This is a genomic window from Candidatus Sordicultor fermentans (assembly GCF_012728195.1).
Lineage (GTDB): Bacteria > Atribacterota > Atribacteria > Atribacterales > Caldatribacteriaceae > Sordicultor > Sordicultor fermentans.
The window spans coordinates 1-20,634 of sequence record NZ_JAAYFP010000211.1; the positions used below are offsets into that span (position 1 = coordinate 1).

At 41.3% G+C, this 20,634-nt stretch carries 23 protein-coding genes, 2 tRNA genes and 1 other RNA gene; 2 read left to right on the forward strand and 24 right to left on the reverse strand.

Annotated elements, in window-relative coordinates:
* Positions 1 to 3: 3 nt before the first annotated feature.
* Both ssrA and smpB read right to left on the reverse strand, forming a co-directional pair.
* Positions 4 to 355: a transfer-messenger RNA gene (ssrA, locus tag GXZ17_RS10295) on the reverse strand.
* On the reverse strand, positions 356 to 805 hold the full coding sequence (gene smpB / locus GXZ17_RS10300) for an SsrA-binding protein SmpB (protein WP_409377197.1): 450 nt from the start codon (positions 803 to 805) through the stop codon (positions 356 to 358). It abuts the tmRNA gene before it with no gap.
* 241 nt (positions 806 to 1,046) lie between these two features.
* On the opposite strand from smpB, the gene GXZ17_RS10305 reads away from it, so the two are divergent.
* Both GXZ17_RS10305 and GXZ17_RS10310 read left to right on the forward strand, forming a co-directional pair.
* A complete protein-coding gene (locus GXZ17_RS10305) occupies positions 1,047 to 1,343 on the forward strand; it encodes a DUF2103 domain-containing protein (protein WP_409377198.1) in 297 nt (98 codons plus the stop codon).
* A gap of 33 nt (positions 1,344 to 1,376) precedes the next feature.
* Positions 1,377 to 2,327 carry a tetratricopeptide repeat protein gene (locus GXZ17_RS10310; protein ID WP_409377199.1) on the forward strand — a complete coding sequence of 317 codons (951 nt, stop codon included), beginning with the start codon at positions 1,377 to 1,379 and terminating at the stop codon, positions 2,325 to 2,327.
* A gap of 4 nt (positions 2,328 to 2,331) precedes the next feature.
* Here GXZ17_RS10310 and GXZ17_RS10315 read toward each other — a convergent pair whose 3' ends face one another.
* From GXZ17_RS10315 to GXZ17_RS10420, 22 genes are all read right to left on the reverse strand, one after another.
* Positions 2,332 to 2,718 (reverse strand): DUF1667 domain-containing protein, encoded by a 387-nt coding sequence (locus GXZ17_RS10315; RefSeq protein WP_409377200.1) that lies wholly within the window; start codon positions 2,716 to 2,718, stop codon positions 2,332 to 2,334.
* Positions 2,681 to 3,937 (reverse strand): NAD(P)/FAD-dependent oxidoreductase, encoded by a 1,257-nt coding sequence (locus tag GXZ17_RS10320; protein WP_409377201.1) that lies wholly within the window; start codon positions 3,935 to 3,937, stop codon positions 2,681 to 2,683. The genes GXZ17_RS10315 and GXZ17_RS10320 overlap by 38 nt, the downstream gene beginning before the upstream one ends.
* Positions 3,921 to 5,372, reverse strand: coding sequence for an NAD(P)/FAD-dependent oxidoreductase (locus tag GXZ17_RS10325; protein ID WP_409377202.1), 1,452 nt, complete (start codon positions 5,370 to 5,372; stop codon positions 3,921 to 3,923). Before GXZ17_RS10325 ends, GXZ17_RS10320 begins: the two co-directional genes overlap by 17 nt.
* On the reverse strand, positions 5,365 to 6,801 hold the full coding sequence (locus GXZ17_RS10330) for an FGGY family carbohydrate kinase (protein WP_409377203.1): 1,437 nt from the start codon (positions 6,799 to 6,801) through the stop codon (positions 5,365 to 5,367). Before GXZ17_RS10330 ends, GXZ17_RS10325 begins: the two co-directional genes overlap by 8 nt.
* Before the next feature lie 3 nt (positions 6,802 to 6,804).
* Positions 6,805 to 7,386, reverse strand: coding sequence for a glycerol-3-phosphate responsive antiterminator (locus tag GXZ17_RS10335; RefSeq protein WP_409377204.1), 582 nt, complete (start codon positions 7,384 to 7,386; stop codon positions 6,805 to 6,807).
* Between the two features lie 96 nt (positions 7,387 to 7,482).
* Positions 7,483 to 7,647, reverse strand: coding sequence for a hypothetical protein (locus tag GXZ17_RS10340; protein WP_409377205.1), 165 nt, complete (start codon positions 7,645 to 7,647; stop codon positions 7,483 to 7,485).
* Positions 7,648 to 7,659: 12 nt separating this feature from the next.
* Positions 7,660 to 8,469 carry a histidinol-phosphatase HisJ gene (gene hisJ / locus GXZ17_RS10345; RefSeq protein ID WP_409377206.1) on the reverse strand — a complete coding sequence of 270 codons (810 nt, stop codon included), beginning with the start codon at positions 8,467 to 8,469 and terminating at the stop codon, positions 7,660 to 7,662.
* Positions 8,470 to 8,529: 60 nt separating this feature from the next.
* On the reverse strand, positions 8,530 to 8,820 hold the full coding sequence (locus GXZ17_RS10350; RefSeq protein WP_409377207.1) for an HU family DNA-binding protein: 291 nt from the start codon (positions 8,818 to 8,820) through the stop codon (positions 8,530 to 8,532).
* Positions 8,821 to 8,861: 41 nt separating this feature from the next.
* Positions 8,862 to 9,122, reverse strand: coding sequence for a stage V sporulation protein S (locus tag GXZ17_RS10355; RefSeq protein WP_409377208.1), 261 nt, complete (start codon positions 9,120 to 9,122; stop codon positions 8,862 to 8,864).
* Positions 9,123 to 9,336: 214 nt separating this feature from the next.
* Positions 9,337 to 10,617: an ARMT1-like domain-containing protein gene (locus GXZ17_RS10360; RefSeq protein WP_409377209.1), complete on the reverse strand. Its 1,281-nt coding sequence runs from the start codon at positions 10,615 to 10,617 to the stop codon at positions 9,337 to 9,339.
* Positions 10,614 to 11,300: a potassium channel family protein gene (locus tag GXZ17_RS10365; protein WP_409377210.1), complete on the reverse strand. Its 687-nt coding sequence runs from the start codon at positions 11,298 to 11,300 to the stop codon at positions 10,614 to 10,616. Before GXZ17_RS10365 ends, GXZ17_RS10360 begins: the two co-directional genes overlap by 4 nt.
* Positions 11,301 to 11,314: 14 nt before the next feature.
* Positions 11,315 to 11,737, reverse strand: a complete 423-nt coding sequence (locus GXZ17_RS10370) for a thioesterase family protein (protein ID WP_409377211.1) — start codon at positions 11,735 to 11,737, stop codon at positions 11,315 to 11,317.
* The gene (gene ftsH / locus GXZ17_RS10375) at positions 11,727 to 13,613 is read right to left on the reverse strand and encodes an ATP-dependent zinc metalloprotease FtsH (RefSeq protein ID WP_409377212.1); all 1,887 of its coding nucleotides are present in this window, start codon (positions 13,611 to 13,613) and stop codon (positions 11,727 to 11,729) included. Before ftsH ends, GXZ17_RS10370 begins: the two co-directional genes overlap by 11 nt.
* Positions 13,614 to 13,632: 19 nt before the next feature.
* The gene (hpt, locus tag GXZ17_RS10380; protein ID WP_409377213.1) at positions 13,633 to 14,187 is read right to left on the reverse strand and encodes a hypoxanthine phosphoribosyltransferase; all 555 of its coding nucleotides are present in this window, start codon (positions 14,185 to 14,187) and stop codon (positions 13,633 to 13,635) included.
* Between the two features lie 11 nt (positions 14,188 to 14,198).
* Complete coding sequence (tilS, locus tag GXZ17_RS10385; protein WP_409377214.1) at positions 14,199 to 15,479, reverse strand: tRNA lysidine(34) synthetase TilS; 1,281 nt, start codon at positions 15,477 to 15,479, stop codon at positions 14,199 to 14,201.
* A 101-nt stretch (positions 15,480 to 15,580) separates the two neighbouring features.
* A tRNA-Met gene (locus tag GXZ17_RS10390) sits at positions 15,581 to 15,656 on the reverse strand.
* A gap of 179 nt (positions 15,657 to 15,835) precedes the next feature.
* Positions 15,836 to 15,910 (reverse strand) — tRNA-Glu (locus GXZ17_RS10395).
* Between the two features lie 389 nt (positions 15,911 to 16,299).
* Positions 16,300 to 16,935 carry a GntR family transcriptional regulator gene (locus GXZ17_RS10400; protein ID WP_409377215.1) on the reverse strand — a complete coding sequence of 212 codons (636 nt, stop codon included), beginning with the start codon at positions 16,933 to 16,935 and terminating at the stop codon, positions 16,300 to 16,302.
* Positions 16,936 to 17,128: 193 nt separating this feature from the next.
* On the reverse strand, positions 17,129 to 17,947 hold the full coding sequence (locus GXZ17_RS10405) for an SDR family oxidoreductase (protein ID WP_409377216.1): 819 nt from the start codon (positions 17,945 to 17,947) through the stop codon (positions 17,129 to 17,131).
* Positions 17,948 to 17,974: 27 nt separating this feature from the next.
* The gene (locus tag GXZ17_RS10410) at positions 17,975 to 18,715 is read right to left on the reverse strand and encodes an SDR family NAD(P)-dependent oxidoreductase (protein ID WP_409377217.1); all 741 of its coding nucleotides are present in this window, start codon (positions 18,713 to 18,715) and stop codon (positions 17,975 to 17,977) included.
* 27 nt (positions 18,716 to 18,742) lie between these two features.
* The gene (locus GXZ17_RS10415) at positions 18,743 to 20,029 is read right to left on the reverse strand and encodes a TRAP transporter large permease (RefSeq protein ID WP_409377218.1); all 1,287 of its coding nucleotides are present in this window, start codon (positions 20,027 to 20,029) and stop codon (positions 18,743 to 18,745) included.
* A 39-nt stretch (positions 20,030 to 20,068) separates the two neighbouring features.
* Positions 20,069 to 20,593 (reverse strand): TRAP transporter small permease, encoded by a 525-nt coding sequence (locus GXZ17_RS10420; protein ID WP_409377219.1) that lies wholly within the window; start codon positions 20,591 to 20,593, stop codon positions 20,069 to 20,071.
* Positions 20,594 to 20,634 lie beyond the last annotated feature (41 nt).

Here is a 20,634-nt window from a genome sequence, read left to right on the forward strand (position 1 = left end):
ATTTGGTGGAGGCGGCGGGAGTCGAACCCGCGTCCGAAACTCGAGAGTTAGAAGAGCCTACGAGTGTAGCCTCTGTTTTTTAGTTTCGTGAATTACCTTCCCAGAGGCAGGAAAGCAACTCACTATCTCGGTATTTTCGCTTCTGGTACCCGAGAACTCCCAGAAGGTTGCCCACTATTTGACACCTGCTTGAACTCTGTGAGCACCGAGTTCAAGGGTGTGCTGCTTTAATTAAGCAGCAAGTGCCAAATTATCTTCGGCGTTTATGTTTTTACCACCTTTTTTACGAGCCCCGGTGGAGACCTCGACTCGCCTCTTCTAATTCAAGGAGTCCCGTCGAAACCCTGACGCCCCCTTAAACTTTAACCTTAAAAGCTCTCCTTAATTTCCTTTCTTCTTCTCTTTCTTGAATTTCCTGTCGCCGATCGTAAATCTTTTTCGGTTTCACCAGCGCTATTTCTACTTTAACTTTTCCTCGGTCGTTAAAATACATCCGCAGAGGAACGATAGTCATGCCTTTTGCCTCGACTTGTGACCCCCAGCGGAGAATTTCTCTTTTGTGAAGAAGAAGCCTTCTTGGTCTTCTGGGGTCATGGTTGAATAAATTACCATGTTCATAGGGAGAAATGTGTAAATCATAAATCCACATTTCTCCTCCCTTTACTCGAGCAAAACTCTGGTCTAAATTTACAGCATGATTACGCAGGGATTTCACTTCTGTGCCTCGCAATTCTATCCCTGCCTCTGCCTTTTCTACTATGGTATAAATGTGTCTCGCTTTACGGTTTTCAGCTATAACTTTCATTATTTAGATAACCCAGTCATCCTCAAAAAATTCCCTTGCCAGAGTAAGTATAGCACAATTTATCCTTCTATTATAGTATCCCCAAACCTATCCATGAATTTTGCGGTTAACTATGAATTGACTTTTAAGACTAATTAAAAACTTAAGAAATCAGGTTGAAAGAGAATAAGTTTTGAATAAAAGTTGATTACTTCTCACAAACAGCTAAACTATTAAGAGAAATTATAAAAAAGAGTTATCTATGAAACATCGAGCCAGAAGTTCAAAAATTAAATACGAACACACTATGATACCAGGCTTGAGAGAATTCTTAGAAAAAGAGATCGAGCCTCTGGATTTTGTTAAATCTATTTTCCCGGGAGAAATAAAACGCACCAGAGGAACAACATCAGGCCTTGTGGTACGCTTCAAATATCTTACTCCAACGGGGGCAAAGCTTTTAGCTCAAAAGTCCTCAGCCATTCAAGAAATATTTATAGTAACCAATGAGCCCGAGACTTTGAAAAAGATAATTATTAACCACCAGGGAACTAATTAGATGAAATTTTTATAATCTACTGCAGAGATGAGTATGAATGCTTCAACTATTCCTGATTTAGATACCATTAGAAAATGGATCGATGACTATGCTAAAAGAGTGGCTAACCTCCAGGATGAGAAAGGAAAAGGAGTAGAGCTCCTTTTCCTTCGAGATGCCATCCATGATGGGCTATTATACTATCGCTCTCGAGGAGCATTCATTGACCCAGAAGAAACTAAATTAAGCAATTTTGATGCTCTTTTAGACAAAAATGCTGCTCTCTTTCTCAAAATAGCAGGAAAAAAGACTCTCAAAACAGAAAGAGATAAAATCTCTCCTTCTCCAGAGAAATGGTGGTGGTGGTTAGATGAAAAGGTGAGGGAGAGAAAATCCCGCAAAATCAAAAAGACTATAACCACCGCAGGGATAGTGGTTGCTGTTCTTCTGGTTCTTTATTTCACCTTTTTTCGCCTTCCTCCTGCAGAACAAAGTTATTTAGACGCTCTTACCCAGGCAGAAAGGCTAATATATGAAGGCGAAGTGGACGAAGCCTTGGAAAATATCCAGAAAGCTATAAACATTTTTCCCGACCGCCCTACTCCTTACATTATGGCTGGTTGCTTAAAAGAGATGATAGGAGAAAACGAAGAGGCGCAAAAGTTTTTTACCCAGGCTCAAGGTCTTTATCCCAATGAAGTAAATTTTCTAATAGAAAAAAGCAACTGGTATTTTAGACTTAATCTCTTAGAGAGAGCTTACTCTTCCATTATAGAAGCTTTACAAAAAGAACCAGAAAATCTTGCTGCTCTCAACCTCTTAGGCTCAATTTATGAAGCGGAAAACAAAATTCCTGAGGCCTTAAAAGTGTACACTAAGGTTTTAGAACTGGCCGAAGAACAAGGGGCAGAAACCATGATTCCCATTGCTCGAATAAAAATTGGCATGTTGCAGTTCCGCCTACCCCTCGACATCCCTACTTCTTTTCCAGAAGAAGAACAGTAAGTAACTACTCTCTTCGCTCTATAGTTCTCGTTACTACCAAATCCACTCCTTCACCCAGCAAATTTTTTACCATTATATCTCCTCTCTTTTGAGGAGCTTCTACCTCTAAAGAATTCAAAAATCTCATAAGCTCAGGAATTTTATCCCGGGGAAAAGGTGAAGAAGTCCGTACTGGTATTCTCCGCCACACTCCGTTTTTGATTCGAAGAGTAGTGGTAACCACTCGCCGAGGATTGGTCATCTCCTCCTGCGCATATCTCTCTCCCTTCTTACACCCCCCCTTTACCTGGAAACAATCGTTATCTTTCACCACCGATAAACTACAACCTAAAGGACAAACAATACAAATAAGTTCAAGAAATTCCTCGGATTTCTGTTCCTTCAATTTCAACTTTAATCTCTCCTTTTACCTGTGGCCAGGGTATTTCCGAAAGGTTCAATTTTATCATTTCACTGGGCCGGCAAATCGATATCTTCTTTTCGTAGAATATCTTTTCTTCCCATCGAAGAAATACCGTTACACTTCTCATGCTCTTTTGCGGCCGAATAAATAAAAAACCGTCTTTCCCTTCCCTTATTCGCTGGGGAATAACTGTATGCACCCCTTCTCCTGTTTGTAAAATATATTTTTTTTGAGGAGAGGACGGAAAAACTGCTGCCCGACCGGCTCTTTCTGCCACCAAAGTAACATAATCCACGAGATCGAAGACAGAAACTACATTACCACAAGCAAAAAAGCCTTCTAAATCGGTAGAAAAATCTTCATCCACCCAGGGACCTCCGGTTAAGGGAGAAAGGGGAATTTTTGCCTGACGAGAAAGTTCATTTTCCGGAATTAATCCCACAGAGAGTAAAAGAGTATCACATTCTACTTCCCTCTCACTGCCTGAGAGAGGGTTTCCACCTTCATCCACTTCACTAATCATCACCGCTTCTACTCTTTCCTTGCCTCTCACCTCAGTTACCGTATGGGAAAAAAGAAGAGGAATATTGAAATCTTGAATACATTGAACATAATTGCGAACCAGGCCACTCAATGAATTCTTTATCTCTACTACCATTTTTACCCGTGCTCCTTCCAAAGTAAGGCGGCGAGCCATAATGAGACCAATGTCCCCTGAACCCAAAATCACTATCTCCTCACCCGGTAAATAACCAGCAATGTTTACGAGATATTGAGCTAATCCAGCAGTAAAAATTCCTGCCGGGCGATGACCAGGAATCCGCAACATTCCCCGAGTTCTTTCCCGACAACCCATGCTCAAGATAATCGAATCAGCCTTTAGCTCCCAAACCCCCTCGGAGTTCACCGCTTTAACCACCCGCTCGGGGGATAGCTCCAAAACAGTAGTATCAGTCATCACTTCTACACCTGTTCTATTTAATTTTTCTATAAATGTTTCTGCATACTCAGGTCCCGTAAGCTCTTCTCCCCATATTTGCAAGCCAAAACCAGGATGAATACATTGAGGAAGAATTCCTCCCAAATACTCATTTCTCTCCAGAAGAAAAACTGACCTTGCTCCTGCTTCCCAGGAAGATAAAGCAGCAGCCATACCGGCTGGTCCTCCTCCTATTACTACCACATCTCCTTTAATAGAGTGGGGCACCACTTCTCACCTCTTTGGTTTCTTTACCTAAGTAAAAAGAGTTTTTACCCGATTTGACAATTTCTCTCTCTTCCAATCCTAATGTTTCCGCCATTAAAAATGGCAAATGCATACCACAAAATCCCCCCTGGCATCTTCCCATCATTACTCGAACTCTTCTTTTCAAACCATCCAGGGTAGAAGCCCCCGGCGAAGATAAAAGAGCATGTTTAACCTCTGCTATTGTTACTTCCTCACAGCGACAAACTATTTTTCCCCAATCAGCATCTTCTTGAATAAGTTTTTTCCGCTCCTCCCAGGAAAGTTTCCGAAAAACTGGAAAAGAAGAGCGAAAGATGAAATCCCTTTTCTCACTCAGCTTTAATCCTCTCTCTTTAAGTAAATCCCCTGTATATTCTGCTATACCAAAAGAAGCAGTAAGCCCCGGAGATTCAATACCCACAAGATGAAGTAAAGAGGGAAAACGAGAGGAGAAGAAAATATGGAAATCCCGATCTGGCGAAGTAGGGCGCAATCCAGAAAAAGTGGCAATAGTCTGGGAAACAGGTAGGAAAGGAATCAGTTTTTTCCCTCCCTCCTCTACTTCTTTTAATCCCTCTTTTGTGGTGGAAGTATCTTCATCCTCTGCCACCTCAAGGTTAGGCCCTACTAAAATATTACCATCAGTGGTAGGGGAAACCAGAATTCCTTTAGTCTCTCCCACCGGAACAGGATAAAGAACATGACGAACTAAATCCTTACATTCCCGATCCAAAACCAGGTATTCTCCCCGGAGAGCTCGAAGAGAAGGAATATTTTCTCCACTTCTTTGAGCTAAATAAGAAGAAGATAGCCCCGCAGAACTTACCACCCAGCGAGATAAATATTCTCCCTCCCTGGTAAATATCCTTATATGGTTTCCCTCTTTTTCAAAACCGGTTACCTCCTGGCCAAAAATAAAACGCACCCCATTCAGAAAAGCACTTTCTGCCAGAGCCAAATTAAGCTGAAAAGGAGAGGCCACTCGAGTCTCAGGGTCATAATAAGCAGCAAATATTTTATCGCTTAGCATCGGCTCTAAAGTACGCGCTTCTTGAGGCGTTAAAATTTCTGCTCCCTTTATTTTTCCTCTCCTTTTTAGAGTTTTTAAAAATTCAAGTTCGCTTCGAGAAAAAGCCACAGTCAGAGCTCCGGTTTTTAAGAACTCGATATCCAGTTCTTTTTCCGCTTGCTCAATCCAGGGAAGAGAACGCAGATGTAGCTCTCCCTTTAGAGTACGGGGAGTCCAGTAGCTACGGGAGTGGATTATTCCGGTGTTAGCTTTACTCACTCCCGAACAGACGTCTAATTCTTTTTCCAAAAGAAGAATCTGAAGGTCAAAATGGGCTAAATACCAGGCTATGGCACAACCCACCACTCCTCCTCCGATTACAATTACATCGAACTTTTCACTCATTCTTAGCCCAACCCCTTACCTTATCTATTCCTCTCTGCCATTTCTTCCATAGTTTTTCCCTTTCTTTTTCTTTCCCTCGAGGTTCAAAAATCAGAGTCTTTTGTTTCCTTTCTTCAATAAATTCCCGAGATAAAAAGCCTGATCGGTTAGCCCAGAGATAGAAAACCCCCAGTGAAGTAGCTTCTTTCTCTGGAAAAACTCGGATAATTTTTCCACTCAAATCGGCCTGAAACTGCAAAAGATATCTGCTCTGGCTCATACCTCCGTCTACGGATATTTCCCTTATTCCCTCTGGAGAAATCCCATCTATTATCCGTATAAGGTCTCCCACCTCAAAAGCCACAGCTTCCAGCGCTCCCCGCACTAATTCCTCTTTACCCACCTGAGGAGTTAATCCCAGAATAGCCCCTCGAGCAAAAGGATCCCAGTAGGGAGCACCCAGACCACAAAAAGCAGGAACGAGAAGAAGCTCTTCTAAGGGACGAGCACTTTCTGCCATCCTTTCTATATCTTGAGAACTTTTAATCAATTCTATTCTCTTTAGCCACTCTATAATTACCCCAGCGCTGAAAGTGCTGGCTTCCAGGGCAAAGATAGGTTTATCTTCTTCTAAAGACGCTAAAGTAACCAAAAGCCTCTGAGTATCTTCTGGCCAATCGTTTCCCCAGTTAGCCATCAAGAAGCAACCCGTTCCATAGGTGTTTTTAGTGCTCCCCCTCTCAAAACACCCCTGGCCTAAGAAAGAAGCCTGCTGATCACCTAAAACCACATAAACAGGAATGCGAGAAGCGGTAATCTGCGTTTCCCCCCGGAGGTGAAAAGAAGGCACCACCTGAGGAAAAAGAACTTTTTCTAAACCGAACTCTTTTATTATTTCTTCATCCCAGCACAAACTGCGAAGGTTAAAAATAAGAGTGCGGGAAGCGTTGGTATAATCGGTAGAGAAAATTTTTCCCCCGGATAAAACCCACAAAATGTAGGTATCTAAAGTGCCAAAATGAAGAGGGCGGGAAATTTTTACCTTTTCTAAAATCCACACTAATTTACTGAGAGAAAAGTAAGGGTCGAGAAAAAGACCAGTTTTTTGAAAAAGCCATTCTTCTTTCTCCCGATGAGCTTCACACCAGGTAGCAGTGCGACGATCCTGCCACACTATAGCAGGATAAACCAGCTTCCCTGCTTCATCCCACACTAAGGTAGTCTCTCTCTGATTAGTTATACCCATACCTCGAAGAGGAAAAGGCGATTGATTTATTCTTTTTACCAATTCTTTTACCATTATCTCCGGATCAAATTCCACCCCTCCTTCAAAAGGAAAACGAAGTTCTACCGGAAAGGAATCTTCTAGAACTTTCTCTCCCTTTTCACTCCACCATATCAACTTCACGCTGGTAGTCCCCAAATCTACAGTTAGAAAAAAATTTCCCATTTTCTACCTCCTGTTCATTTTCCACAACTTCCGACAACTGGTAGAAACCGCAACTGCCCCCTGGGATATTATTTCTTTCACCTCTTTCTCCTTCCGGATAAATCCTCCACAAATAAGAGGAGGTAAACCTTCTACAGGAATAAAATCCCTCACCTGAGAGAAAATAATCCCGGGCAATATTTCCAGGGCATCGGGAGAAATCTCCTGCGCTATCCGGAGACCAGTACGCAGAGATTCACTATCGATGAGAAATAATCGAAAAATAGTAAGAAACCCCGCTTTCTTAGCTAAATTTAAGGTACGAGCTCGGGTAGAGATAATGCCTCGGATCTGAGGAAAAGTTTCTCGTATAAAGAGCAACCCGCTCTCATCAGAAGTTATCCCCCCAAAAAGATCTAAATGCAGAAAGAGATGTAAATCAGAAGGTAAAATTTTCAACGCCTCTCGCAAAGTAAATATATTCCCCTCCAGAAAGAAAAAGACTGGACACAAAGAAAGCTCCTCACCATTGATATCTTTCCAGAGAGAAGTCCGCAGAGCTCCAATTACCGGGAACTTATGCCAGATATCTAATAAATCTTCCATATGTACCTCCTACCAACAAAAAAGCCTTCCGAGTAAAGCAATATTACTCGGAAGGCTTTTTCTCCTTTTCTCCTCGCCATTCCTATTTTAACACAATCAACTCCTATTTTGAAGATTAGAAAGAAAAACAATCAGGAGCAGAAAAAGATAGATCCAGATAAAGTTTTTAGTCCAGAAAGAATGAGGGTAATTTTCTAAAAGAGCTAAATATAAAAAGGGAGAAATCAAAACCAGAGCCACCATAGTAGTGAGCAGCCTCAACTTTTTTACTCCTCAAGAGATAGGATGTAAAACTGCAATCCCTTTTTCCCAGCCTGCTATATGATCAAATCCTAAGCGACACAAAAGTGCAAGAGCTTCTCTAAAATCTTCCCCCACTTCTTCCGGTCGGTGAGCATCAGAACCAAGACACACATTCAGACCCAGCTTTTGCGCTTGTGCAAGAATAGGGGCTGCAGGATAAAATTCCCTTACTGGTTTGCGTCGACCAGCAGTGTTAAGCTCTATCACCAAATTTTGCTCCCGACAAACTTGCAGAGCCTCTATCTCTCCCTTAAGTTCACCAGCAGGTCGAAAACCAAACTTTTTAGGCAAATCAAAATGAGCAACAGCGCTAAAAAAACCGGTTTTCATACCGGCAATGAGGGTTTGGTAATAAGTTTCATAAATTTCGTTTATATCTCTCTCCCTGTAACCAGAAAGGTATTGAGGATTATCAAAAGGCCACGTTCCAAGATAATGAACAGAAAGCAAAAGATAATCCCAGGAATAAAAATCAACTATGGATTGTAATTCTTCTTCTTTTCCTGGAACAAAATCTACTTCTAACCCCAAGCGGATGGTAATAGAAGACCGATACTTTTCCTGTAGAGATTCCACCTCCCGGACATAGAGAGTTAATTCCTCTTCCGGAATAGCTGATTCTCTTCCCCTTTCTTCTAAAGGAAGAAAGTACTGAGGGCAATGGCCAGAAAAACCAATCTCACTGAGCCCTTTTCTCAAAGCCTCTTCAATATACTCATCATAGCTACCCTGTGCATCTCCACAGCGAGGAGTATGAATATGATAATCACCAAAAAACATTTTTCTCCTAAAAACAAAAAAGGAGGGACTGTTTGTCCCTCCTTAAGTTTAATACTATTTTTATTCCTTAACCAGCTCTTTAAGGCCTTTTCCCGGACGGAAAAAGGGAACCGTAGCTTCAGGAATATGGATTTCCTTACCGGTCTGCGGATTCCTTCCCCTCCTTGCCGCTCTCTTTTTCACTCCAAAGGTCCCAAACCCCACTAACTGCACTTTACCGCCCCTTTTAATTTCTTCCTGAATCACTCCTAAAAATGCATCCACAATCTTTGCTGTATCCTTCTTGGTAACATCTACTCCTTCTTTTTTCAACTCCTCAGCAAGGGCATTGACAAATTCCTGCTTATTCATACTTTCCTTACCTCCTTATTATTTTAATTTATTATTTCCCCTCAAGCGGGGAGTACTATAAACCTGATAGCAGTTTTTTCCGTATCATCGATTTTCACATCCACAAAAGCAGGAATACAAACCAGATCGATACCACTGGGAGCTAAATAGCCCCGGGCAATAGCAATGGCCTTTACTGCCTGATTCACTGCTCCTGCCCCCACTGCCTGCATCTCAGCTCTACCCTGCTCCCTGATTACTCCGGTTAACGCTCCAGCTAAAGACACCGGCCTAGTTTTAGAAGATATTTTCAAGAGCTCCATATTTAAGCCTCCTTAGCGTTTAAGAAATGCCGTTTTTAAAAAGAAAATCTCTTTCTATTTCTGGAGGATACCTTTATCCCTCCTTATACTCCATTTTAACGCATTTTGCAAGAGCTGAACAGCCTACAGACCGAAAATTTCGCAAATTTTTTATAATAATAGCCTTAATAGCTATTTTTCAGAAAGAGAATGCAGAAAGAAAGGACAGAATCACTTACCTCCTCTCCAAAAGCTCCAGAGCTTTACCAATTAGAGATTTTTCATTATCATAGCTCAAGACTTGTAGAGCCTCTTCCAGAGAGAACCATTTCGCTTCTTCAATTTCTCCTTCTTGCTCTTTTTCCCCTTTTCCTACCACTTCCATTAGGAAGAAAGAGGCTATTTCTCGAAAAACCTGATGATCTCTAACATAGCTGAAGCTAATATCCCCCACTCGAGGTCCTAATTTGACTTTATAGCCGGTTTCTTCCTCCACTTCTCGACAGGCGGTTTCTTCTTCTCTTTCTTCTTTTTCCTTATGACCTTTGGGGAGAGTCCACAACCCCAAATCACTTTTTTTCACTAAAAGTATTTGCCACTCGCCATTATTCTTTCTTACCACCAACCCCCCACTAGAATACACCTTAACTTCAGAAGAAGAAATTTTTTCTTTTCTTTTTTGTAAAACTAAATCTCCTTGCTTTACCTGTAACTCCCGAGCCACAGGAACGCACTTGGCCTTGAGCAAGAAATAAATATTTCCTTCTTCTTCACTCAAAGTCTCAAAATTACCCTGTCCTTTAGCAATAATCATATCTGCTTCTTTCCACAATTTCTGAAGAGAAGAGGGTGCTCTTTCTAAAGCTACTCCCACCTCTGCCTGACCGGTGGTTAGAATTTCTGCCATCTCATCGATACCTGCCTCTTGAGCATCCTCTAAAAGAGCATCATTAGATATGGGGCCACCTTTCACCACGAAAAATACCTTTCTTCCCGGAGATATCTCTTCCAGAAGAATCCGATCAAAAACTATTTCTCCAGCGTTATCTCCCACATAAATCAGAGTATGAGCATTTTTCAAATCTTCTACCCAGGAGGCAAATTCATATCTTCCCCACTGAGCATGATTAACCTCTTCCAAAACTTCTTCTACTCTTACTTCCCGGTAAACCCCCAGATCAATTATGTTTCCAGCTATAGCTACCTTCACTGCTCGTTCTAAACTATTATCTCCTCTTTTAACCCATTCTTTAAGCTGAGGATAAAACTGGAGTGCTGCTTTGTTATGTTCTCTCTTCAACTGATAAAATATATCTTCTATTCCCACAATTTTTTTAGTCACATCGTGAGCCAAAGTAGTCATATAAGCAGGAGTCCAATTTCGATCAGCCCGAGAATAAACCGCACAAACTTCCTGAGAAACTTTCCAGACGGTGTCTTTATCTCTTCCTGCTATCTCGGTAGCTTCTTGAGCCTGTCTTATGCTACAGCAAAAACACTCTGGTTGAGCTTTCATTCTTCCACCTTTACCTTTCCATTTCTAATTTCCGCCATCTCTTTAAAAAACTTCTTAAGTTGCTGCTCGCTACCCAAGATGTAAATTATATCTCCTTTTGATAAGCTTTCCGTAGCGTTTGGTGATACGATATAGTTTTCCCCACGCTTTATGGCTATCACAGTAATACCATAGCGAGTTCTCAATTGAGCCTTAGCTAATGTAAACCCATAAAGAGAAGGAGGCACTTGAGACTCAATAATATTATGTCCTGGAAATAGCTCTTCGCTTCTAATAGCATAGGGGAAAGCCAGGGTTTTCGCCACCCGTATAGCGGTATCCTGCTCAGGAAATATAACCCGGTCAGCACCAATTTTATGAAGAATTTTCCCATGCATTTCATTAATAGCTCGGGATATGACCAAGGGTATTCCCAGTTCTTTAACTGCCAAAGTAGTGAGTACACTAGATTGAATGTCATTACCAATACTCACTATGGCTACGTCAAAATTTCTCACTCCCAGGGCTTCCAAAACTTTTTCGTCAGTAGTATCAGCCTGAACTACTTCGGTGATTTTACCCGCTAATTCTTTAACCGGCTCTTCTTCGATATCTACCCCCAAGACAATGAAACCCTGTTCATGAAGGGCAATAGCAATACTACTTCCAAAGATGCCCAGGCCAAACACAGCAAACTGTCGCATAAGATCTACCCCGGCTATTCTGTCGTCAAACCTTTAATAAAATCCAGCTTAGACTCTAACTTTTTTAAGAAAGAATCTCGATTCACTACAAATCTTTCTAATCTTCCTTCTCCCACTTTTTCCACCTCGTCGAAAGCCTCTGCCTCAAAGATTAAGCGATTCCGGTGGATCTCCACAAGAGTTGCTCGTGCAGTAACCTGCATGCCTTTGGGAGTAGCAGCAACATGAGAAATACTTAAACGTGTTCCCACGCTAACATAACCCTCAGGAAGGTGATTTTTTACTGCTTCATGAGCAGCATTATCCATCAAGGAGAGCAACATAGGAGTAGCAAAAGCAGGAACCATATCGGGAGCAAAATGGTCAGCGGCATTCTCATCACCCACCACAACCTGAGTTACCCCCGTAAGACCAACTCTCAAAGTATTAAATTTCATCGGTTTTTTCTCCTCCTGCCAGGTCTGAATTAATCCGAGTTTGAAGGGGCAGAGCAGAATTCTCATTTTCCTCATAAAAATCAAGAATCTGCTCTATTTCTTCTCTTTCCAGAACTTCTTTCTCCACCAATCTCTGAGCTAAAAGATCCAGCTTTTCCCGATAACGATTGATAATTTCTTGGGCCTTTTCATAAGCCTGGTCAATTATTGCTCTCACTTCTTTGTCAATAGTGTAAGCAATCTCTTCGCTATAATTGCGGTCCTCAGCAATATCTCTGCCCAGAAAAACTTCCTTGTGCTTTCTCCCTAAAGTGAGAGGACCTAAAATCTCGCTCATTCCATATTCGCAAACCATTTCTCGAGCAATCTCCGTTGCTCTTTTTAAGTCATCTTGAGCGCCAGTTGTAGCATCCTTAAAAACTACCTCTTCTGCCACTCTACCACCCAACAAAACTGCTAAACGATCCAGCAGCTCCTGTTTACTGAGGAGATAACGATCTTCAGTGGGAAGCTGTAAAGTATAACCTAAAGCCATGTTACCCCGGGGGATAATGGAAACTTTGTGCACTGGATCAGCATTAGGTAAAGCTCGAGCCACCAGAGCGTGACCAGCTTCGTGGTAAGCTACAATTTGCTTTTCTTTTTCACTAATAACCATATGTTTTCTCTCTGGACCAGCTATAATCTTATCAATAGCTTCCTCAAAATCTTCCATTTTTATAGTTTCTCTACCCTCTCGAGCAGCAAAAAGGGCAGCTTCATTGACTAAATTAGCTAAGTCTGCTCCCACAAAGCCAGGAGTCCGACGAGCCAGCACCTCCAGATCTACATCTTCATCTATAGGTTTCCCCTTTATATGAACCCGCAGGATAGCTTCTCTCCCCACCACATCAGGGGGAGGGACAGCAACACGACGATCGAATCTCCCCGGCCGTAAAAGAGCAGGATCTAAAATATCAGGGCGGTTAGTAGCAGCAATTATAATAACTCCCTCATTAGGGTCAAAACCATCCATCTCCACAAGGAGTTGGTTTAAGGTCTGTTCTCGCTCATCGTGTCCACCACCTAAACCTGCTCCTCTATGTCTTCCCACCGCATCCAGCTCATCTACAAAAATTATACAAGGAGCATTTTTTTTGGCAGTGGCAAACAGGTCTCTTACTCGAGCTGCCCCTACTCCAACAAACATTTCTACAAAATCTGACCCACTGATGCTGAAAAAAGGGACTCCTGCCTCACCAGCGACGGCTTTAGCTAACAAAGTTTTACCAGTACCAGGAGGTCCATAAAGCAAAACTCCCCGAGGAATCCGAGCTCCAATTTTCTGGAAACGACGAGGATTACGTAAAAAATCCACTACCTCCATCAGTTCTTCTTTCACTTCCTCGATCCCGGCTACATCATCAAAAGTAATTTTTATTTTTTCTGGCTCAACCATTTTGGCCCTACTTTTAGCAAATGATGTAACCCGATTTCCTCCTCCTTGCATTCGCTGGAGCAAGATAACCCATATTACGATGAGAAAAACAGTAGGAAGAAGAGCACCTAATATTCTCACCCACCAAGAGGGCTCTGCTGGTGGCCGAGCCTCAATATCCACATTCTTACTGCGCAAAGTAGCAATTAAGTTTGGGTCATCAGGAACATAGGTGACAAATTTAGTACCATCCTTCATTTCTCCGCTCAAATCACGATTTATAATTACTACTTTTTCCACCAAACCTCTCTGTACCGCATCCAAAAACTGAGTATAAGTAAAAATCTGAGGAGGAATCTCTCTCTCCATAAAAGAAGTAGCCATCGAAATCATAATAATCAAAAACAAGAGATAAAATCCCAAGTTTCTATATAATCTTCCACTAGGGTAATTGCCCATCGTCACTCTCCCCGCTAAATCATGCTTCTGGCCGTTTTTGATAATATTCTGGTTTTAAAACAAATATAAAAGGATAATTACGGTATTTCTCTGCAAAATCAAGACCATAACCCACCACAAAATAATTAGGTATATCAAAACCACAGTAATCTATCACTAAGTCTTTTACTACACGCCTGTCCTTTTTATCCAATAAAGCGCACACTTTTAGACTGGCCGGGCTACGAGTGGATAGCACCTCTTTAAGATGCTTCAGGGTTAAACCAGTATCCACAATATCTTCCACTATTAAAGTATGACGATTAGTAATAGGTTTATCCAGATCTTTAAGTATCCTCACCACTCCAGTGGTTTCGCAATCATCCTCATAGCTTGAAATCGACATAAAGTCAACACTTAAGGGAAGCTTAATATTCCGTACTAAATCAGCCATAAAAATAAAAGCACCGCGCAAAATCCCTACCACTCTTAATTCCTCACCCTGGTAGTCTTTACTGATTTTCTCTCCCAGCTCTTTCACTTTAGCCTGTATTTCCTTTTCCGAAATCAAAATCTGTTCAATAAAAGGTTCCACTCTGCCACCTCTCACAACCAGCTAATAGACACCACTAAAATCTGTTTGCTATTTTCTCTAACTCTTATTCTTTCGTCAAGGGCTAAACCAGGAATCCATAGTATCTTTTCCCTATCACAGATGAAGGGGATTAACTTCCTCCATTCTCTCACTATCCCCTGTCGGGAAAAAAGCTCTTTAACCTTTATCTCTTTGCCTCCTTGCCAGATTCTATCTCCATTTCGAAAATTCCGAACCTGGAAAGGAGGACAACATTTCTCAAAATCCCAATCAACAAACTGAAGCGTTTTTTTTCTCTCCTCTCCTTTCCAATTTCCTCTAATAGCTATTCCCAAATCGGGAAAAAAGTTCTCACCAGGAAGTTGAAGAGGAAAAGACCACATAGGAACATCAGCCAGGAAAAATGAACCAGGAGAAGCCCAGAGATATCCATCCCTTATAAAAACTTTGAATTCTCCCGGCAGCGATGTCTCTCCTTTTCCTTTCTTCAGCAAATTAGCCACTTCTTCAATTTGTCCCCGACTTATATCCCACAGATTACCTCGAGCTTCTTTAATAAAAGAACGAACTAACTTAAGCAATTCTGGGGAAGAAACATCTTTAAAATAGGAAAGAGGCGTTCTGCTCAGCGCTCCTTTTTTCTCTATGGGAACGGTTACTTCGGGTTCTGAAGCTTCTTCTTTTTGAGCATTAAGAGATAAACGAAACAGAGCCGGAATAAGCTGAGGATTAAATTCCTTTTCTAAAACAGGAATTAAATTTCGCAGTCGATTCCTCAAAAAAGAAACATCCCGATTAGAACTGTCTTCAACAAAAGGAATACCTTCCTCTTCTAGAAATTCTAATATTTCCTCTCTCCTCACCGCCAGTAAAGGACGAATAAAAATATCATTTTTAAATTTCATACCTTGTAAACCCTGGAGACCCGTACCTCGAAAGACGTTAAGAAGAACGGTTTCTCCCTGGTCATCCATAGTATGTCCTAAAGCAATTTTACTTGCCCCCCAAACCTGAGCTACTTCTCTCATCATCTGATAACGAACTACCCGGGCAGCTTCCTCTAAAGAGAGGCGCTGAGCGGTCTTCTCACTCATTACATCTTGTCTTTCCACAAAAATAGGCACTCCCTTGTCCTTGGCCCAGGAGATGCAAAAATTCTCATCTCGCCTTGCTTCTTCCCCTCGCAGGCCATGATTGAGGTGAAACAAAGCCATCTCAAAGCCAATAATCTCCCGGAGATAAAGAAGAATTTGAGAGAGAGCAGTAGAATCAGGACCTCCAGAGAAAGCCACTAATACTTTGTCTCCAGGAGAAATAAGGGAATACTTAACAATAAACTTTCTAACCTTGCTTACTAAAGAGTGCACTCGTCATTAGGATCAAAATCTGTTATTGGTGGCGGTGCGGGGATTCGAACCCTGGCACTCCGGGTATGAGCCGGATGCTCTGACCATCTGAGCTACACCGCCACTCCATAGAATATTATAACTGTTTTACCGCAAAAGACAAGAATGCCAATAGAATCATTTAAAACTTATACTTTACTCATAAACAACCGCCTCTCTCTCTGGAAGTAGATTTATAGTCGTCGGACTCAGAAGTTTTTTAGAGAGAGTGAGGAAGCTGCGAAAAAGCTCTGTGAAGCCTTTGGTGGCCCAACGGGGAATTGAACCCCGGCTTGCGGATTGAGAGCCCGCTGAACTAACCACTATTCGATTGGGCCACACATTTATTATATTTCCTAAGAAAGGTGCTGTCAACGTCTACGAAGGCTACTTGAAAATTCTTTCTTTATAGTCACCAAAAACCCAGTGATTTCTATTCTTTGCACCTGATTTCTTCTTTTGCCACAGCGTTGTTAGATAATAACATCATTTTTTCTCTAGTGGAAAAGAAATTTTATAAGCCTCTATAAAGATATTTAAATTTGAGATAGTAGCACATACTTAGAAAGAATGGTGTTTCTTATCCAATTCTTCTCCGGTTAACAAAATAATTCTGCAAAGAAAAAGAGAATAGATAGGCACCCTTTACCCCCTGGCTTCTATCTTAGTCATAAATTGGGGAGAACAATGTCTAAACCTTATGGGCCTCAGTATAGCTTTCATGATATCATTGCGAAATCAGGCTCATCATTAACTCTTCAGTTACTCTTTGTATGTGCTCTTCTAAAATCTTCATAGCTTTTTCTTTGTCTCCGTCCAGAATAGCATTGATTAAAGATATGTGTTCTCTTTGAGCTGCTTGAACTTGACCGGTATCTAGGTGTTTGAGAACAACAATATAGTTTTTAATGCTATTATAACCGTTTATTAGCCACGAGTTATTTGAAGCTTTAACAATTAAATCGTGGATATTCTCATCCAGTTCATCAAATTCTCGGTCCTTATAAGAAATGTCTATCTTTTCTAAAGATCTATCTAAATAATCTGACAATTTTTTACGATCTATTTTATCAAAGTACTTCTCTAAACAATAAAGCTCGTAAAGTTTCCGCACCTCCATAAGGTCCTTTGCTTCTTTTGGGGTAAAAGAACGAACAAAAAAGCCAACCCGGGGCTTACGGATCACTAACCCTTCATTAGCTAACTGATTTAAGGCATCCCTTATGGGCATAACACTAGTTTCAAATTCATCGGCCAGCTTTCGGGGATTAATTTGTTCTCCTGGCTTTCGCTTAGCAAGCAGTATTTCCTCTTTTATTATAGAGTATATCTGCTCGCTGATGCTATCTTTTACAAGTTTCAATTTACGATTTATCCTCCTCTCAAATTCAACTTCATACATCTTAAGAAAATGAGGCAATGGTAATCAAAGCCTATTTAGTATTTTTTTCTGATACCGGTAAACAAACTGTTAGCACAAATCTAAATAAGCCATTGACCAAAACCCCATCTCACTTCTATCAATCTCTCTACTTTTTGGGCCTTCTTCCAACCTCTTAAACTCCTGAATAAGCCGAAAATCCTCCGTCTATGGGAATAACTGCCCCGTTCACAAAAGAGGCTGCTTCTGAGCAAAGCCAGATAACCGCCCCTACTAATTCTTGTGGCTCTCCATAGCGTCCCATAGGGGTATGGTCTTTAATTCTCCGCCCCCTTTCTGTTTCCTCACCAGTTCTCTCATCGATTAATAAATATCTATTTTGTTCAGTGATAAGAAAACCAGGAGCGATAGCATTAACCCGCAAATTCTTAGAATAGTTTTGATTAAGATGAACCGCCAACCATTGAGTAAAGTTAGTAACGGCTGCCTTGGCTGCAGAATAAGCAATTGTTTTAGTCAAAGGCCTAAAGGCAGCCATGGAAGATATGTTGATAATTGAGCCAGTTTTATTTTCCACCATAGCTTCTCCAAAAACCTGAGAAGCAAGGACTGAACCCAGAAAATTCAGATTGAATACCCACTGCAGAGCATCTTCTGGAAGGTCAAAAAAACTTTGCTCTTCACTGGTCGTGGCTTCTTTTCTGTTACCACCCGCCCCGTTAATTAAAATATCTATCTTGCCGTATTCTTCTAACACTCTTGAGCGAGCTTCCAAAAGGGAGTTTTTATTCAATACGTCAGCTTTAATAGCTATCGCCTCACCACCGCTTTGCTCAATCTCTTTCGCTACTTTCAATGCTGAATCCTCTCTGATATCCAGAACTGCTACCTGAACTCCCCATGAAGCTAAACCACGAGCCATTTCACTGCAAAGAATTCCGCCACCACCAGTTATAACAGCTGCTTTCCCTTTCAAATCGAAATTTACCTTCATTATTTGTTATCACCTCTTTTAATTTCCCTAATCCATTAAAAAGCCGCCATTAACGTCGATTATCTCTCCGGTAATAAAACCAGCCTCGTCAGAAACCAAAAACTCCACAACTGCTGCCACTTCAGATGGTTGACCTAACCTTTTGAGGGGGATTTCAGAAATGATTTTCTGCCTCATCTCCTCTGACCACTCAGCGCTCATTTCAGTTTCAATGGCGTGAGGGGCAACAGCATTTACCGTTATATTATAGGGGGCTAACTCCCGGGCAAAAGTTTTGGTAAGGCCGTTTACTGCCGCCTTAGAAGGACCATATCCAGGAGCTGAGGTAATATCACCCATTTTGCTGGCCACAGAAGAAATATTTATTATTCGGCCACTTTTCTGTTTTTTCATAACTTCAGAAACGTATTTGCAGAAAATAAAAGCACCACGAGTATTAATCTTAAAAACATCGTCCCAGTCAGATATTTTGATTTCTTCTCCTTTTCGTCTTCTGATGATACCAGCGTTGTTAACCAGCACTGAAATTCCCCCGTATTCTCTTTCAACTTCTTCTACTACTCTTCTAAAATCTTCTTCTTCACCCACATTACAATATTTGAAAACATAAGTTCCCTTAACCTTGTTACTGACCTTCTCCAGGGCCCTTCCTTTTTCTTCATTAATATCACATACTACAACCGTATATCCCCTATCAGCTAAGCGGTCAGCAATAGCTTTGCCGATACCAGAAGCACCACCGGTAACAATTGCTACCTTTCCTTCCATAAACCATACCTCCTGAAAAATCTTCGTCTACGCTTTACCAAATATTAAGTTGGGAATGAATAAAATAATTTGAGGAAAGAATAACATAAGAGCAATCAAAATAAACATAGCTATTAAAAAGGGCCAGCATTCCCTTATATAATCCTCCAGAGAACATCCCATAACGGAACAAACAGAATACATGACTAAACCAACTGGAGGAGTTAAAAGTCCTGTGGCACAAGTTATCACCATCAAAACTCCAAAGTGAACCAGGTCCATCCCTATTTGTTTCATTACGGGCACCAATATTGAAGTGAGCAATAAAATCAGAACTGTTGAGTCTATAAACATACCCAGCACCAAAAGCATCAGCACAATTAGACCAGTAATTACATAAGGATTTTCACTAATCCCCAGCAAAAGCTGGGAGAGAGTCTGGGGTATCATCTCCCAGGTCATACCATAACTAACCAGAGATGATAAGGCGATCAAAAGCATAATCATACCCACATCCATTATGGTATATTTAACAGCAGAAAGAAATTTTTTCCAGGTAAGCTCCCGATAGGCTATCAAGCCGACAGCCAGAGCATATACTGAGGCAAAAGCACCCGCTTCTGAAGGAATTAAAAACCCAAACCGCAAAGCTACCAAAAGAAAAATCGGGAAAAATATTGCCCAGAGACTACTAATAAAAGCTGGTATAATTTCTTTTGCAGAAGCTCTTTTTTCTCGCTCGGGAAGATAACCTTTTTTACCCGAAGTAATGGAGACCACTATCATAAACAAGGCCGCCATTAACAGTCCGGGTAAAATACCCCCGGCAAACAGTCGCCCTATGGAAACTTCACCAATACTCCCATATAACACAAGTCCAATCCCCGGTGGAATGGCTATAGTTATTAGAGAAGTAAAACCATGCACTACGGCTGAATATGCCCGATCATAACCACGTTTAGTCATCGCTGGACCTAATATCCTTGCCTCCATAGAAGCATCAGCGATGGCCGAACCTGTAACTCCTCCCATCAGAGTACTTAATACTACACTGGTTTGAGCTAGACCACCCCGCATATGACCGGTAAGTACTGAGGCAAATTGCACCAGCCGACTGGTTATTCCAGTGTTGTTTAGCAGGTTACCGGCAAAGATAAACATTGGTATTGCCAGCAGAGAAAAACTCTGGGTTCCAGATAGAATAAGCTGAACCGGCATGGTTAGCGGCAATGCCGGCTGCTGAACAAAAAACAAAAATCCTGAAATACCTATGGCGAAAGCTACCGGCATGCCCAACAACAAGAGAACAAGAAACACAATTAATACCAACGCCATGTTTTTTCCTCCTTATCAGTAAGAAACAATAGTATATTGCTATATATCTATATCCATATCTCCATCATTCCCGGTTTCAAAAATCACGACTTTCCCATGCTTTACAAGTTCTCTTATCTTTAAAACAGCCGTTATTGACAAAAGGGCACTACCCACCGGCACACTAAGAGTAGCCCACATATAGCTAAATCCCGGAATACCCTGAAAAGTCCGAAATCTGGTGTGATAGCAAAGGGGGATGCCATACCCAACCAAAAGCAATAAAAATCCAAAAATAAGACAGTGATTAAATAAGGTAATATAGTACTGGAGTTTTGTTGGAAGCTTGCTGACAAGAACCTCCACACTCACGTGTTTGTTTTTTCTCCAGGCAGCATCGGCACTTAAAAAGACCACCCAGGCAAAAAGAAAAGTAGACATTTCCATCCCCCATTGAATGGGATAACCAATAGTTCTCCCAAACCCTGCAGCAAAGACTATTACCATAATCGCAACCATAAAAGCTCCAGCTACTATTTCTTCCCCTCTACAAATCAAGTCATAGATTTTTTTGATGGTCATCATTAATACCCCACATTAAATATTTTTATTACCCTATTTACAAT

Bases quoted from the DNA above. Each gene is read 5' to 3' on its own strand.
- smpB (WP_409377197.1), bottom strand. From the start codon at position 805: ATGAAAGTTATAGCTGAAAACCGTAAAGCGAGACACATTTATACCATA.
- GXZ17_RS10305 (WP_409377198.1), top strand. From the start codon at position 1,047: ATGAAACATCGAGCCAGAAGTTCAAAAATTAAATACGAACACACTATG.
- GXZ17_RS10310 (WP_409377199.1), top strand. From the start codon at position 1,377: ATGAATGCTTCAACTATTCCTGATTTAGATACCATTAGAAAATGGATC.
- GXZ17_RS10325 (WP_409377202.1), bottom strand. From the start codon at position 5,372: ATGAGTGAAAAGTTCGATGTAATTGTAATCGGAGGAGGAGTGGTGGGT.
- GXZ17_RS10330 (WP_409377203.1), bottom strand. From the start codon at position 6,801: ATGGGAAATTTTTTTCTAACTGTAGATTTGGGGACTACCAGCGTGAAG.
- GXZ17_RS10335 (WP_409377204.1), bottom strand. From the start codon at position 7,386: ATGGAAGATTTATTAGATATCTGGCATAAGTTCCCGGTAATTGGAGCT.
- hisJ (WP_409377206.1), bottom strand. From the start codon at position 8,469: ATGTTTTTTGGTGATTATCATATTCATACTCCTCGCTGTGGAGATGCA.
- GXZ17_RS10350 (WP_409377207.1), bottom strand. From the start codon at position 8,820: ATGAATAAGCAGGAATTTGTCAATGCCCTTGCTGAGGAGTTGAAAAAA.
- GXZ17_RS10355 (WP_409377208.1), bottom strand. From the start codon at position 9,122: ATGGAGCTCTTGAAAATATCTTCTAAAACTAGGCCGGTGTCTTTAGCT.
- GXZ17_RS10360 (WP_409377209.1), bottom strand. From the start codon at position 10,617: ATGAAAGCTCAACCAGAGTGTTTTTGCTGTAGCATAAGACAGGCTCAA.
- GXZ17_RS10365 (WP_409377210.1), bottom strand. From the start codon at position 11,300: ATGCGACAGTTTGCTGTGTTTGGCCTGGGCATCTTTGGAAGTAGTATT.
- GXZ17_RS10370 (WP_409377211.1), bottom strand. From the start codon at position 11,737: ATGAAATTTAATACTTTGAGAGTTGGTCTTACGGGGGTAACTCAGGTT.
- ftsH (WP_409377212.1), bottom strand. From the start codon at position 13,613: ATGGGCAATTACCCTAGTGGAAGATTATATAGAAACTTGGGATTTTAT.
- GXZ17_RS10405 (WP_409377216.1), bottom strand. From the start codon at position 17,947: ATGAAGGTAAATTTCGATTTGAAAGGGAAAGCAGCTGTTATAACTGGT.
- GXZ17_RS10410 (WP_409377217.1), bottom strand. From the start codon at position 18,715: ATGGAAGGAAAGGTAGCAATTGTTACCGGTGGTGCTTCTGGTATCGGC.
- GXZ17_RS10415 (WP_409377218.1), bottom strand. From the start codon at position 20,029: ATGGCGTTGGTATTAATTGTGTTTCTTGTTCTCTTGTTGTTGGGCATG.
- GXZ17_RS10420 (WP_409377219.1), bottom strand. From the start codon at position 20,593: ATGATGACCATCAAAAAAATCTATGACTTGATTTGTAGAGGGGAAGAA.